We start from the raw sequence: 12864 nt of genomic DNA on the forward strand, positions 1-12864 counted from the left end.
GAAGAATAACGCGTGCCCGGCGAAGGTCGGGCACGCCATCAGAGACGGATGGCCGTCTCCTCCTTCGCCGTGCGGATTACGATCATCGTGACATAGCGGGCGACATTGGTTTCGTCCTGAAACAGCCGGTCGCAGAGGGCGTGGAACTCTTCCATATCACGTAGGCGCAGCATCAGGATGACATCCGAGGCGCCGGTGACGGCATAGGCTTGCGAGACCGCCTCTTCGGCAATCGCCATGTCGAGAAAGCGCCGCATATGCTGCTCGCCATGCAGCTTCAGCTCGACCGTCACCAAGGCCTTGATCACCCGCCCGGCTCTCGCGGGATTGAGGATCGCGACGATGCGCTCGATCACGCCCGATTTGTGCAGCCGCTGCACGCGGCGCAGGCAGCTGGAGGGCGAAAGGCCCACCTCGTCGGCCATTTCGACATTGGTGCGCGAGGCGTCGCGCTGCAGGAGATTCAGAAGCTTGCGGTCGATACGGTCCATTCCGACAGCATAGTTGCAGCCTCCGCATTTGCAATAAAATTGCAAGAAGGTGCAATCTTTGACCAAAAATGCGAAGCGGCCTGGGTTAGCAAGGGGAGACATCCGATGGAGGCTTTCCGATGCCGTTTTTGAAACCCGTCCTGCAGAAGACGCAGGAGACACTTGATATCTACTGGGTGCTCGTCAAGATCACGATCCCTGTCGCGATCCTGACGGAGTTGTTGTCGCGAATGGGCGCGATCGAGGCGATCGCCCCTGCTTTCAAGCCCGTCATGAACCTGGTCGGCTTGCCGCCGGAGTTGGGCCTCGCCTGGCTGACGGCGGTGCTGGTCGGCATCTGGGGTGCCGTCCCGTTGATCTTCACGCTCGTTCCGGCCTCTTCGCTGAGCGTGGCCGACGTCACCGTGTTTTCGGCGCTGATCCTGTTCGCCCACGGCCTGCCAATCGAGCAGAAGATCATCCAGAAGGCCGGGCCGGGCATGATCGCGACGACGGTGCTGCGCCTTGGCGGCGGCTTGCTCTATGCGTTTCTGCTGCACCGCGTCCTCACGGCGACGGGCTGGCTGTCGGCTCCGGTCGCTCCGGCCTGGATTCCGATGGGCGCCACGCCCGATTGGGCCACCTATTTTCTCGGTCTCGGCGAGACGATGGTCTGGATGTTCGTCATCCTGCTCACCCTCTCCTGGGCGCTTGAAATCCTGAAAGTAACGGGATTGCTGGACTTGATGATGACGGCGCTCGCCCCGGTTTTGCGGATTGCCGGCATTCGCGGGGAAGCGGGGCATCTGACGGCCGTCGGCCTGTTCCTCGGGATTTCCTATGGGGCCGGCCTGCTGATCCGCGAGGCGCGGTCGGGCTCGGTCTCGCCGCGGCAGATTTTTCTGTCCTGCGTGTTCATGGGCTTTGCCCACAGCGTGATCGAGGACACGCTGATCGTGATCTCGCTCGGCGCCGATGTTTACGGCGTGCTTGTCGGGCGACTCGTCTTTGCGATGGCAGCGACCGCTATTATTGCCGCCGTGCTTCACCGCCTGTCGGACGAGACGTTCTTTGCGCGGATGTTTCGGCTGCAAGGCAGAAAAGCGGAAGCCTGACGAAAAAGGCATCCCGCGGCGGGTGCGCCGCGGGATGCCTCATGAATGTCCGGCAGGTGACTATCAGCCGTGCTTGCGGATCGTGCCGTAGACGATGTTGCGGTTTTCGCCGAACCAGACCTCGGCATCGACGCCGTTGCGCTCGACGCTGGAATTGATGACGTTCCACATGTCGGCTTCCGAGCGCTGCAACAGCACCCAGTTCATGTAGGATTCCATGTAGCCGTCATCGGCCATGCCTTCGGCGAAGTTGGCGAAGAGGAAGACGCCGCCGGGCTTCAGCATGTTCATGCAGGTCTGCGTGAGCTTGATCGCCACCTTGTCGTTCAGATAGTCGTAAAGACCGGCCGCATAGATGAAATCGAAGGTGCCGAGCTTGTGCTTCTTACTCAAGAGCCCGCGCACCGAGCCGTCGATGGCCTCGACCACCGTGCCCTGAAAATCGCGGGTGATCGAGCCGATGCTGATCGGGTCCTGATCGAGCGCGACCCAGCGCTTGATGCGGCCTTCCTTGAGTGCGACCGACGTGTCGGCCTCGCGCAAATGACCCGCGGCGACCGTCAGGATTTCGAAATCCTCGCCCTTTTCCGCGGCAAGCTCATCGACATAGCGCGTCAGGATATCGCGGCGTTCACGCACGGCGACAGGGCCTGGAGCATTGCGGGTATATTCATAGATATCGAGCCCGAGCTGCGTGCACTTCGCCACCTCGTGATCGACGGCCGGGTGGCCGTAGATGAAATCGATGAGGCTGGCATCGCCGGAATAACCGCGCGGCTTTTCGAAAGACCAGCGGGTGAACGGGCATTGCTGGAACACCTTCGCCGACGAATGCGCCTGCACGATCGGGATCAGTTCCTGCCAGATGCTGGGCTCGAATTTGCGGCGGAGATCGTGCAGCGCGCCGATCAGCCACTTCACGGCTTCGGCCGGATTCCCCCCCTCTTCGATACGTTGCGTCGCAATTCGCATCACGATGGCAAGTTCGCCCTTGGCAACAGGCAGTTGCTCGTCGTGGAGATGTGTCTTGGAAGAGGACAGTTCGGTGGTGATGGCTTGGGGAGTGATGAGACTTTGGCCGTCGAGGGCAATCTGAAGCTGAGACACACGAACCTCTTTGGTTACCAGGATGTTAACATTATGCGTAAGATTGCGCGGAGTTCCAGCAATGGATCAAGTTTTCGATAGATATGGTTAACTATTCATAAAAACCCTGTGTTTTGGCGAGTTTAGACAAACTTAATGCCGATCGGCTACGGTTCCCGCACCGTGCCATGGCTCGCCGTGCGGTTGCCGGCGATGAAGAATGCACGGGACTGATTGCCGGTTGCAGGAATGAACCTCGCGCCGGAAACCAAGCCGCAACGCAATGGATGGTGCATGAGGCACACACTGGCCGACGTTGAGATTGAGCTGCAGCACGAGCCGCCGAGACCGGCGAGTGCGGAACTGCGCACGCTCTATCGCGAGGAAAGCGAAGCGCCCCGCAAGCGCGCGACGCGGCAGGGCCTGTGGATCGCGGTCGCGGCCTATCTGCTCTATTCGCTGACCGATATGCTCGTCGTGCCGGATGTCGCGGTCTACACCATCGCCGCGCGCTTCGTGGTCGGCATTCTCGCGCTGACCACCCTCGAAACCCAGATACGCACCAAGGCCAGTGCCGATGCCATCGACGCATGGTCGGCGACCGCCGTGGTTTTCGCCTATGCGGGCTGGCTCTACACCGCCCAGATGACGGCGCATTCGCAGGCGATCTCCTATTACATGGTGTTCGGCGCCATCTTCATGATGAGCGTCAACCTGTTCTTCAGCTTCCAGTTCCGGCTGGCGCTCGTCGCCTCCGTGACGATCATGCTGATCTTCCTCAGTTCGCTCTATGCCTTTCCGGCGATGGCCGACCTGCAGAAGCTGACGCTCGGCGCCTTCTGCGTCTCCTGCTTCGTCTTCACCTCCTATGTGAACTTCAAGCTCAACAAGGAGCGCTACAAGGTCTTCCTCAATGCGCTGGAAGCCCGCTTCCAGCAGAAGGAAGCGACCGAGCGCGGCAAGGCGCTGCTTCGTCTTTCCAACACCGATCCGCTGACCGGGCTTGAGAACCGGCGCTGCGTCGATCAGCGGCTGCGCGCCTGCTGGGAAGGCTGGCAGAAATACGGCCGCAACTTCGCCGTCCTGTTGATCGACGTCGATTTCTTCAAACATTACAACGATTTCTACGGTCATCAGGAAGGTGACCGCTGCCTGATCCTCGTCGCCAATGCCCTGAGCGACGCGATCGAGCCCTACAACGCCACCATCGGCCGCTACGGCGGCGAGGAATTCATCGTGCTGGCCCGGCTCGAAACCCGCGAAGAGGCGGGCAAGCTTGCCGAGATCATCTGCCGCACCGTGCGCGCCATGGACCTTCCCCACGGCCAGCGGCGCGACGGCACCTCGGTCGTCACCGTCAGCATCGGCGCGTCGTTCACCCGCAATGCCGGCTCGAAGCTCGAAAAGATCATCCACGAGGCCGACCGGGCGCTCTATGCCGCCAAGGCCAGCGGCCGCAACGGCATCAAGCTCTTCGATCCGAACGATCCGCACAGCAGCGACGACAGCGAGAACATCGCCGCGATCCTGAAGATCGCCATCGAGCAGGATCTCGTCTCGATGGTCTACCAGCCGATCCGCAATGTCGTCTCCGGCAGGCTCGATGCGGCCGAAGCACTAATGCGACTGAAGATGCTCGACGGCACGCCGGTTCCGCCGAGCCTGTTCATTCCCGTCGCCGAGCGCACTGGTGCGATTCTCGAACTCGGCCGCTGGGCGGTCCGCACCGTCTGCCGCGACATGCTGGCGAGCAATCTCGTCCCGGTCGCCAGCGTCAACGTCTCGCCGATCCAGCTGAAGGCTCCCGGCTTTTCCGCCTCGGTCGCCGCCATTCTCGGCGAGACCGGCGTTGCCGGGGGGCGGCTTGCCTTCGAGATCACCGAAGGTCTCGAAATGGAGATGGATTCGGACATCCTGCGCTGCATCAGCGACCTGAAGATGCTCGGTATCCGCATCTGGCTCGACGATTTCGGCACGGGCTTTGCCGGCCTCTCCTGGCTGCGGCTCATCGATTTCGATACCGTCAAGATCGACCGCTCCTTCCTGCACGATTGCGGCGAGGAGCGCGGCAAGGCGATGCTGCAGGATATCATCGGCCTTATCCGCAATCGCGGCCACAAGATCCTGGTGGAAGGCGTGGAGACAGAGGCGCAGCTCGCCCTCATGCACAAATTCCGCATCGACCAGGTGCAGGGCTACTATGTCGGACGGCCGGAGCCCTCAGAGCGGTTTCGCGCCAGCCCCGCCGACAAGACGCCGGTCAATGTGCGCGCACTGACGCCGCTGCGGCGCTAGAACGCCCTTCCCTGCCGGTTTTTCTTGGGACCGGCCCTTGCCATTTCGGCAGAAATCCGTATAAGCCGCCCTGTTCGAAACACCCGGTCTTCTGGCTGGTGGCTGAACGGAGGGCCGGTTTTCCAATTAAGAAACCTGTCCGGACCAAAGGGGTCCAGCCTCCCGTGTCTCCGCTCTCGACCGTCTCGAAACAACACTTTCTTGCCGGCTTTTCAAAGCCAATAAGAACAGTCGTTGAGGCTTAGCCGCCGATTTCCGGGTGATGTTTAACGCAAGAAAGGTAGCCACAATGGCTCTTTATGAACACGTATTCCTCGCTCGGCAGGATATTTCCGCCCAGCAGGTCGATGCCCTCGTCGAACAGTACAAGGGCGTCATCGAAGCGAACGGCGGTAAGGTCGGTCGCGTCGAGAACTGGGGCCTCAAGTCCCTCACCTACCGCATCAAGAAGAACCGCAAGGCTCACTACGTTCTCATGGACATCGATGCTCCGGCACCGGCCGTTCATGAAGTCGAGCGCCAGATGCGCATCAACGAAGACGTTCTTCGCTACATGACCATCGCTGTCGAGAAGCACGAAGAAGGCGCGTCTGCCATGATGCAGAAGCGCGACCGTGACGACCGTCCGCGCCGTGACGGCGACCGTCCGGAGCGCAGCTTCGGCGACCGTGGTCCGCGTCCGGACCGTGGTGACCGCGAAGACCGTCCGCGCCGTCCGCGCGAAGACCGTGCATAAGGTTTAGGAGAAAAGACAATGGCTGATATTTCTTCCGCTCCGGCACGCCGCCCGTTCCACCGTCGCCGCAAGACCTGCCCCTTCTCGGGCGCAAACGCTCCGCGGATCGACTACAAGGACATCCGTCTCCTGCAGCGCTACATTTCCGAGCGCGGCAAGATCGTTCCGTCCCGCATCACGGCCGTTTCCCAGAAGAAGCAGCGCGAACTCGCCCAGGCGATCAAGCGCGCCCGTTTCCTCGGCCTGCTGCCCTACGTCGTAGCCTAAGGCTCGACTCTGCGTGAGTCTCCTGACTCCGCGGTAACTGACTTAAGGTGAGGCGAAGGCCTGTCGGCATCGCCTCACCTTTTCCCTTCCGCGTTGGGCGCGGATCGGCAAACCGGCGCTCTGGCGCTCAAACCCATGTTGGGGCTCTTTCTCAAGAAAAGCCTCTAACTGCTTGATAGCAGGACAGCGAACGTGAAGACCGTAAACTCGACATCGCTGCTGATCGGCGCCCTTGCCGGTGTGACCGCCGCCTTGCTTTCGCTTGGCGCGAACACGCAGTCGTCGCTTGCGATCGCGCTTTACGCAGGGTCCGCGCTGCCGATCCTGATTGCCGGTCTCGGCTGGGGCAATGTCGCGGCCATCCTCGCCGTCGTCGTTGCCGGGCTCATCGGCTCGGTGATGGTCTCGCCCTATTTCTCGCTCCTCTTTCTCGTCATCACGCTCGTTCCGGCAGCCTGGCTCAGCCATCTCGCCAATCTCGCACGGCCCGCTTCCGAACTCGGCGGCCCGGACGATGCGATGGCCTGGTATCCGCTGTCCGATATCCTGACGCAGCTTGCGGGTCTCGTGACCGTCGGCATGATCATTGTCGGCCTCGTCGTCGGCTACGACAAGTCGATGTCCGACCGCATGGTGGAGCTTGTGCTGGAAGCGCTGAAGGCGCAGGAGCCGCTCTACAACCCGGATGCCGACACGCTCGCCCAGTTCAAGGCCGTGTTCTCCATCGCCCTGCCGATGGTGCAGGGTGCGATGTGGGTGCTGATGCTGTTTGCGATCTATTACATCGCCACCCGCATCACCCAGATCGCCGGCAACAATCTGCGCCCGCGCGAGGACATGCCCTCGACACTGCGCATGCACCGTTATGCGATCTTCGCCTTTCTGGGCGGCCTGCTGCTCTGCTTTGCCGGCGGCACCCTCGGGGCGCTCGGCGCGCTGATCTGCGGCACGTTCGGCGCGGGTTTTCTGCTTTCCGGCTTTGCCGTCTTTCATTTCCGCACGCGCGGCAAGTCCTGGCGGCTGCCCGTGCTGTGGATCGGATACCTGTCGGTGGCGCTGTTCACGATACCGGCATTCTTCTTTCTCCTGTCGGGCCTGATGGATACGCGGCGAGCCATCGCCCTGTCACCGACCGGGAAAACAACTGAAACCAAAGACAACTGAAACTCGAAAGGACACTCTCATGGACGTTATTCTCCTTGAACGCGTTGCCAAGCTCGGCCAGATGGGCGAAACCGTAAAGGTTCGCGACGGCTTTGCACGCAACTACCTGCTGCCGCTCGGCAAGGCCCTGCGCGCCAACGAAGCCAACCGCAAGCGTTTCGACGCCGAGCGCGCGACCCTCGAAGCCCGTAACCTCGAGCGCAAGTCCGAAGCCCAGGCCGTTGCTGAAAAGCTCGACGGCAAGTCCTTCATCGTCGTTCGCTCCGCTGGCGAAACCGGCCAGCTCTACGGTTCGGTTGCTGCTCGCGACGTCGTCGAGACGCTGGCTGCCGAAGGCTTCAACATCGGCCGCAACCAGGTCGACCTGAACCACCCGATCAAGTCGATCGGCCTGCACGCCGTAACCCTGCACCTGCATTCGGAAGTCGAAATCTCCGTCAACATCAACGTTGCCCGCTCGACCGACGAAGCCGAGCGTCAGGCCAAGGGTGAAGACCTGACCTCCGTCGAAGCTATCTACGGCGTTGACGAAGATGCCCTGAAGCCGGAAGACTTCTTCAACCCGGAAGCTGAATACGACGCTGACGAAGAATAATCGTCGGCTCGAAAGAGCTTAAAGAAAAGCCCGGATCGGTTCGCCGATCCGGGCTTTTTTCGTTCAGGATGAAGGTTCTGCCGCCTTGTCGATGCGGACGATGACCGAAAGGCCGGGTGACAGCCGGTCGGCAAGCGCCTGTCCGGGATCGATGGAAACGCGCACGCCGACGCGCTGGGCGATCTTGGTGAAATTGCCGGTGGCATTGTCGGCCTTGATGACAGCGAATTCGGAGCCGGCGGCCGGCGAGAAGCGCTCGATATGGCCCTTCAGCGCGCTGCCCTTGAAGGCATCGACGGTGAATGTGACGGGCTGGCCGACCTGCATGCCGTCAAGCTGGGTTTCCTTGAAGTTGGCGACGATCCACAGATCCTCCGGCACGACGGCGAGAAGCTGGGTGCCGGCGGTCACGTACTGGCCGACGCGGGCACCGACTTCGCCGACATGGCCGTCGCGCGGGGCGACGATGCGGGTGTTGCCGAGATCGATCCTTGCAAGCTCGACCGTCGCCTCGGCACCGGAGACCGCAGCCTCCAGCGATGCGCGATTGACGATAATCGTCTGCAGGTTTTGACGCGCGACGTCGAGGGCGGCTTCGTGCTGGGCGACGGTGGCCTTCGCCTGATCGAGGGTGGCGCGGGCTTGCTCGACATCGCTGGTCGGGGCGATGTTGCGTTCGTTCAGGCCTTGCACGCGGTTCCAGGCGAGTTCGGCGCGTTTTTCTGCGGCCCTGCTGCCTGCAAGCTGGGCTTCGGCTGCTGTGATGTTGGCCTTGGCGGAAAGCTCCGACTGGTGGGAATTGGCAAGCGTCGCCTTCTGGGCGGCGAGCGAGGCCTCGGCCTGGGCGAGCTTCTGCACATAGGTCCGGTCGTCGATGCGCACCAGCAGGTCGCCCTGCTTCACCGCCTGATAATCCTTGACCGGGACCTCCACCACATAACCGCTGACCTGCGGGCTCATCAGCGTGACCATGCCGCGGACATAGGCATTGTCGGTGGTTTCGACGGATGTCGCGAACGGCGGCAGGCGCCAGGCATAGAGCGCCAGCAGCACGCCGGCGATGCCGGCAAGCAACGTGATGATGGTCGACGAAGAACGAAGGGCTTTCAGCATTGTCAGGTCCAGGGTTTGATCAGGCGGGTATGGCAGCAGCGGGAGCCGTGAAGCGACGGGCGAGAAAACGCCAGCCAAGGTGCATCAGGAGGAAGAAGAGCGAGATGGCCGAGACGGCGGCGATCGTCAGGAAGGTATCGTTATAGGCCATGATATAGGCCTCGCGGCTGACCTGCTGGCCGAGCAGTGTCAGACCTTCGGCATTCAGCAGCGTCTTGTCGGTGATGACCTTGCCATAGGCGCCGGCGAGCTGGGAGACGCGCTGGGCGACGAGCGGATCACTCAACACGATCTTTTCCACCAGCACGCTCGAATGGAATTTTTCGCGCAGCGTGACGAAGGTGCCGAGTGCTGCCGAGGCCATCGAGCCGCCGATGCTCTGGGTGAACAGGAAGATCACGAGGAAATTGACGATATAGGGGATGCCCTTGGCAAACACCGTCTTCAGCCCCGCAGCCATGGCCGGCGGCAGGAACATGGCGGCACCGGCGGCGACCATGGCCTGGCTCAGATACATCTGTTCCGGCCGGGTCAGCGCCGTGGAATTGCTGTCCAGATAGGCGCCGGTGCCGATCAGGATCAGCGCAAGCACGTGGGCGAGATCGACGTGGCGGGTGGTCATCAGGAAGGCACAGACGAGACCGCCGGTAATCGAGGCGCAGAGAATGACCGTATAGAGCATCACCGTCTGGTCGTTGGTGAGGCCGATCTGCTGGAAGAAATTGGCAGCCGTCGTCGATTGCTCGGAAGCGACCGTGCGGAAAACGATGAGCACCGCCGCCATGTGCAGGTTCGGCCAGCTGAACACCCAGCGCAGATCTATCAGCGGCGATTGCCGGTTCAGCTCGATGACGGCGAAGACGGTGAGCAGGCCGATCGCCGCCGCCAGCAGCGCGCCGAGCCACCACGCTTCGAACCACCAGTAAAGGCGGCCAAGCGTCAGGAACACCGCGAGACACCCGAAACCGCAGGCGAGGATCAGGTAGCTGAAGATATCCATCTTCTGGATCACCTTTATGCGCGGCGGTGCGGTGATCGGCAGCAGATAGATGAACGGCAGGAGAATCAACGCCAGCGCCATCTCGAAGGTATAGAGCGCATGATAACCGCCGAAAGACAGAAGGCTCGGCGAGATGATGCGGGCGAGCGGGGCGGCGAGCAGCGTATTGGTGAGCGACAGGCTGAGGCCGAGCGTCAGCTTCTTTTCCGGCGGGAAGGCTTCGAGCATGTAGAGGAAGCCGATAGTCGAGAGCGGCGCAGCCGCCATGCCGCTGATGAAGCGCACGACAAGGGCCGAGTGAAAATCCGACACGAACAGGTTGGCGATCGTCGCCAGCACGAAACAGACGATGCCAAGCTCGGCGAAGGGGCGCAGGCCGTATTGCGTGCGGATCTTGAACAGCGCCAGCGACATGCTGGCATAGGGCGCGAGATAGACGGCTGATAGCCAGGCGAGCTCGTTGACCGTCGCCGAGAGCGATCCTTGCAGCTGGTAGATATTGGCGGACATGAGGTTCATGCCGAGCCCTTGCGTCAGGGCGGCGAGAATGGATGTGAAGATATAGAGGGTTGCCTTCTGCGGCTTCATCCGCGGCGGCGCGACCGGAGCGGCCGGCGCGGGATTTTCTTCCTGCACCGGCGCACCCGGCACGACGGGCGTGTCTTCCGGCACGGCGCCTGCGGCTTCAAAGGCGATCCGCTCTTCTTCCCCGACCTGACGTGGCATGACGCTCACTGCCCTACTCCTTGCCGATCCGCTGGAGGATGTTGTCGATGACGGTGTTGACCACCTTCAGCGTCACTCTTTTTTCCTCGGGATCAATACCTTCCAGCACCTCGACCCGGATCTTGCGGGCGACTTCCTCGATTTCCTCCGCGCTTTGGCGGCCGTGGGCCGTGAGGTGAATGCGCTTGGTGCGGCGGTCGCTCGCCTCCAGCCGCCGCTCGACGAAATCCTGTTTCTCCATGCCGTCCAGCAGGCGGACGATGGTCGGCGTCTCGATGCCCAGTTCCTCGGCCAGCTCCCGCTGGTTGAGGCCATTCCGGCGCAGCAGCGTGAACAGCACGCGGGCACGCGACAAGGTAAGGCCCGTTTCCTTCACCCGTGCATCGAACAGCACGCGCAGCTTGCGATTGACATTCGCAAGGGCGTCGAAGAGTTCGCGGTCGGTGATGGGTTCGGACATTTTATACCTTTTACATATTACTAGCTTGCTAATTATTTTATCCCTATCTAGTCGAAGCCGCCGATGTTTTCAACCCGGCAAAGATGCGCGGCAGCCATGACGAATCTTCCTGTCTCGGCTCCAGGCGTGGTAGATTTGCGCATGCTGTGCCGAGATTCGGCATGCGCGCCACGGTCAACGGAAAAATGCGCTTTTGGCGTTTGTCACGGGCAGCCTGTGGACATCGGGCACACGGCAGCAGTACGGGCCTCCCGGATGGCCACGGGCCATGAAGCCCCTTGACCCGGCGCGCGCGAAGCCTAAACCGATGCGGTGAACGGAGAGACGACAGCCCATGAACGAGATCGCGCGAAAACTGGCCCCGGCGGCCAAGGACCAGTCTGAACCGCAGTATCGCGAAGCCCCCAACAACCTGGAGGCCGAACAGGCGCTGCTCGGCGCTATCCTCGTCAACAACGACGCCTTCTACCGTGTTTCGGACTTCCTGAAGCCAGTGCATCTGCACGAGCCGCTGCACCGCAAGATTTACGAGGTGGCCGGCGACATCATCCGCATGGGCAAGACCGCCCATCCGGTGACGGTGAAGACCTTCCTGCCGGGCGACCAGAAGGTCGGCGAGATGACGATCTCGCAATATCTGGCGCAGCTTGCCGCCAATGCCGTGACGATCATCAACGCCGAGGACTATGGCCGGGCCATCTACGATCTGGCATTGCGCCGCTCGTTGATCACCATTGGCGAGGACATGGTCAACATCGCCTATGACGCGCCGCTCGACATGCCGCCGCAGGGCCAGATCGAAGACGCCGAACGCCGCCTGTTCGAACTCGCCGAAACCGGACGCTACGACGGCGGCTTCCAGTCGTTCAACGACGCAGTTGCATTGGCGATCGACATGGCCGGACAGGCCTTCGAGCGCGACGGCTCGCTGTCGGGCATCTCCACCGGCATCCACTCGCTCGACGCCCGCATGGGCGGCCTGCAGCGCTCCGACTTGATCGTGCTCGCCGGACGCCCCGGCATGGGCAAGACCTCGCTTGCCACCAACATCGCCTACAACATCGCCGCGGCTTACGAGCCTGAGGTGCAGGCTGACGGATCGTTCAAGGCCAAGAACGGTGGCGTCGTCGGTTTCTACTCGCTCGAAATGTCGTCGGAACAGCTGGCGACGCGTATCATCTCCGAGCAGACGGAAGTCTCCTCCTCGAAAATCCGCCGCGGTGACATTTCCGAGGCGGATTTTGAAAAGCTCGTCGCCTGCAGCCAGATGATGCAGAAGGTGCCGCTCTATATCGACCAGACCGGTGGTATCTCGATCGCCCAGCTTTCGGCCCGCGCCCGCCGTCTCAAGCGTCAGCGCGGCCTCGATTGCCTCGTGGTGGACTATATCCAGCTGATGACCGGCTCGGGCAAATCCAACGAAAACCGCGTGCAGGAAATCACCCAGATCACCACCGGTCTCAAGGCGCTCGGCAAGGAGCTGAACGTGCCAATCATCGCGCTCTCGCAGCTCTCGCGTCAGGTGGAAAGCCGCGAAGACAAGCGGCCGCAACTTTCCGACCTGCGTGAATCCGGCTCGATCGAGCAGGACGCCGACGTGGTGCTCTTCGTGTTCCGCGAGGAATACTACGTCAAGAACCTCGAGCCGCGCGACGAGTTCGACCCGAAATACGAAGAATGGAAGATGCAGTTCGAAAAGGTGAAGGGCACGGCCGACGTGATCATCGCCAAGCAGCGTCACGGACCGACCGGCACGGTGAAGCTCGCCTTCCAGTCGGAATTCACCCGGTTTACCGATCTGGCGGACCCGTCGTTCTCGCAATACGAGGAACACTGA

Annotated in this window: 12 protein-coding genes; 7 read left to right on the plus strand and 5 right to left on the minus strand. The window is 61.7% G+C overall.

Translation table 11 applies throughout. From position 1 onward, the window contains the following. Positions 1-38: 38 nt before the first annotated feature. Positions 39-491, minus strand: coding sequence for an Lrp/AsnC family transcriptional regulator (locus ASC86_RS00860; protein WP_056314946.1), 453 nt, complete (start codon positions 489-491; stop codon positions 39-41). Between the two features lie 119 nt (positions 492-610). On the opposite strand from ASC86_RS00860, the gene ASC86_RS00865 reads away from it, so the two are divergent. Further along, positions 611-1585 carry a nucleoside recognition domain-containing protein gene (locus ASC86_RS00865; protein WP_056314948.1) on the plus strand — a complete coding sequence of 325 codons (975 nt, stop codon included), beginning with the start codon at positions 611-613 and terminating at the stop codon, positions 1583-1585. A 63-nt stretch (positions 1586-1648) separates the two neighbouring features. Here the strand turns inward: ASC86_RS00865 and ASC86_RS00870 are convergent, their stop codons facing one another. Then, on the minus strand, positions 1649-2692 hold the full coding sequence (locus tag ASC86_RS00870) for a class I SAM-dependent methyltransferase (protein ID WP_056314950.1): 1044 nt from the start codon (positions 2690-2692) through the stop codon (positions 1649-1651). A gap of 273 nt (positions 2693-2965) precedes the next feature. On the opposite strand from ASC86_RS00870, the gene ASC86_RS00875 reads away from it, so the two are divergent. The 5 genes from ASC86_RS00875 (at position 2966) to rplI (ending at position 7728) form a co-directional block, all read left to right on the plus strand. Next, complete coding sequence (locus tag ASC86_RS00875; protein ID WP_056318056.1) at positions 2966-4966, plus strand: EAL domain-containing protein; 2001 nt, start codon at positions 2966-2968, stop codon at positions 4964-4966. A 289-nt stretch (positions 4967-5255) separates the two neighbouring features. After that, positions 5256-5702, plus strand: a complete 447-nt coding sequence (rpsF, locus tag ASC86_RS00880; protein ID WP_056314953.1) for a 30S ribosomal protein S6 — start codon at positions 5256-5258, stop codon at positions 5700-5702. 18 nt (positions 5703-5720) lie between these two features. Continuing rightward, entirely contained in the window at positions 5721-5969 is a 249-nt protein-coding gene (rpsR, locus tag ASC86_RS00885) for a 30S ribosomal protein S18 (protein ID WP_056314955.1), read from the plus strand. A 192-nt stretch (positions 5970-6161) separates the two neighbouring features. Then, entirely contained in the window at positions 6162-7133 is a 972-nt protein-coding gene (locus ASC86_RS00890; protein ID WP_056314958.1) for a hypothetical protein, read from the plus strand. A gap of 19 nt (positions 7134-7152) precedes the next feature. After that, positions 7153-7728, plus strand: coding sequence for a 50S ribosomal protein L9 (gene rplI, locus ASC86_RS00895; protein WP_056314960.1), 576 nt, complete (start codon positions 7153-7155; stop codon positions 7726-7728). Between the two features lie 63 nt (positions 7729-7791). Here the strand turns inward: rplI and ASC86_RS00900 are convergent, their stop codons facing one another. The 3 genes from ASC86_RS00900 to ASC86_RS00910 form a co-directional block, all read right to left on the minus strand. Next, positions 7792-8841, minus strand: a complete 1050-nt coding sequence (locus tag ASC86_RS00900) for an HlyD family secretion protein (RefSeq protein ID WP_056314962.1) — start codon at positions 8839-8841, stop codon at positions 7792-7794. Positions 8842-8860: 19 nt separating this feature from the next. Continuing rightward, positions 8861-10429: an MFS transporter gene (locus ASC86_RS00905; RefSeq protein ID WP_056318059.1), complete on the minus strand. Its 1569-nt coding sequence runs from the start codon at positions 10427-10429 to the stop codon at positions 8861-8863. A 151-nt stretch (positions 10430-10580) separates the two neighbouring features. Continuing rightward, on the minus strand, positions 10581-11027 hold the full coding sequence (locus ASC86_RS00910) for a MarR family transcriptional regulator (RefSeq protein WP_056314964.1): 447 nt from the start codon (positions 11025-11027) through the stop codon (positions 10581-10583). A 334-nt stretch (positions 11028-11361) separates the two neighbouring features. Between ASC86_RS00910 and ASC86_RS00915 the strand changes: the two genes are divergently transcribed. Beyond that, a complete protein-coding gene (locus ASC86_RS00915) occupies positions 11362-12864 on the plus strand; it encodes a replicative DNA helicase (protein WP_056314966.1) in 1503 nt (500 codons plus the stop codon).

Source organism: Rhizobium sp. Root1212 (genome assembly GCF_001424985.1).
Taxonomy (GTDB): Bacteria; Pseudomonadota; Alphaproteobacteria; order Rhizobiales; family Rhizobiaceae; genus Pararhizobium.

Bases quoted from the DNA above. Each gene is read 5' to 3' on its own strand.
- ASC86_RS00865 (WP_056314948.1), top strand. From the start codon at position 611: ATGCCGTTTTTGAAACCCGTCCTGCAGAAGACGCAGGAGACACTTGAT.
- rpsF (WP_056314953.1), top strand. From the start codon at position 5,256: ATGGCTCTTTATGAACACGTATTCCTCGCTCGGCAGGATATTTCCGCC.
- ASC86_RS00905 (WP_056318059.1), bottom strand. From the start codon at position 10,429: ATGAAGCCGCAGAAGGCAACCCTCTATATCTTCACATCCATTCTCGCC.
- ASC86_RS00915 (WP_056314966.1), top strand. From the start codon at position 11,362: ATGAACGAGATCGCGCGAAAACTGGCCCCGGCGGCCAAGGACCAGTCT.
- rpsR (WP_056314955.1), top strand. From the start codon at position 5,721: ATGGCTGATATTTCTTCCGCTCCGGCACGCCGCCCGTTCCACCGTCGC.
- ASC86_RS00910 (WP_056314964.1), bottom strand. From the start codon at position 11,027: ATGTCCGAACCCATCACCGACCGCGAACTCTTCGACGCCCTTGCGAAT.
- ASC86_RS00875 (WP_056318056.1), top strand. From the start codon at position 2,966: ATGAGGCACACACTGGCCGACGTTGAGATTGAGCTGCAGCACGAGCCG.
- rplI (WP_056314960.1), top strand. From the start codon at position 7,153: ATGGACGTTATTCTCCTTGAACGCGTTGCCAAGCTCGGCCAGATGGGC.
- ASC86_RS00860 (WP_056314946.1), bottom strand. From the start codon at position 491: ATGGACCGTATCGACCGCAAGCTTCTGAATCTCCTGCAGCGCGACGCC.
- ASC86_RS00900 (WP_056314962.1), bottom strand. From the start codon at position 8,841: ATGCTGAAAGCCCTTCGTTCTTCGTCGACCATCATCACGTTGCTTGCC.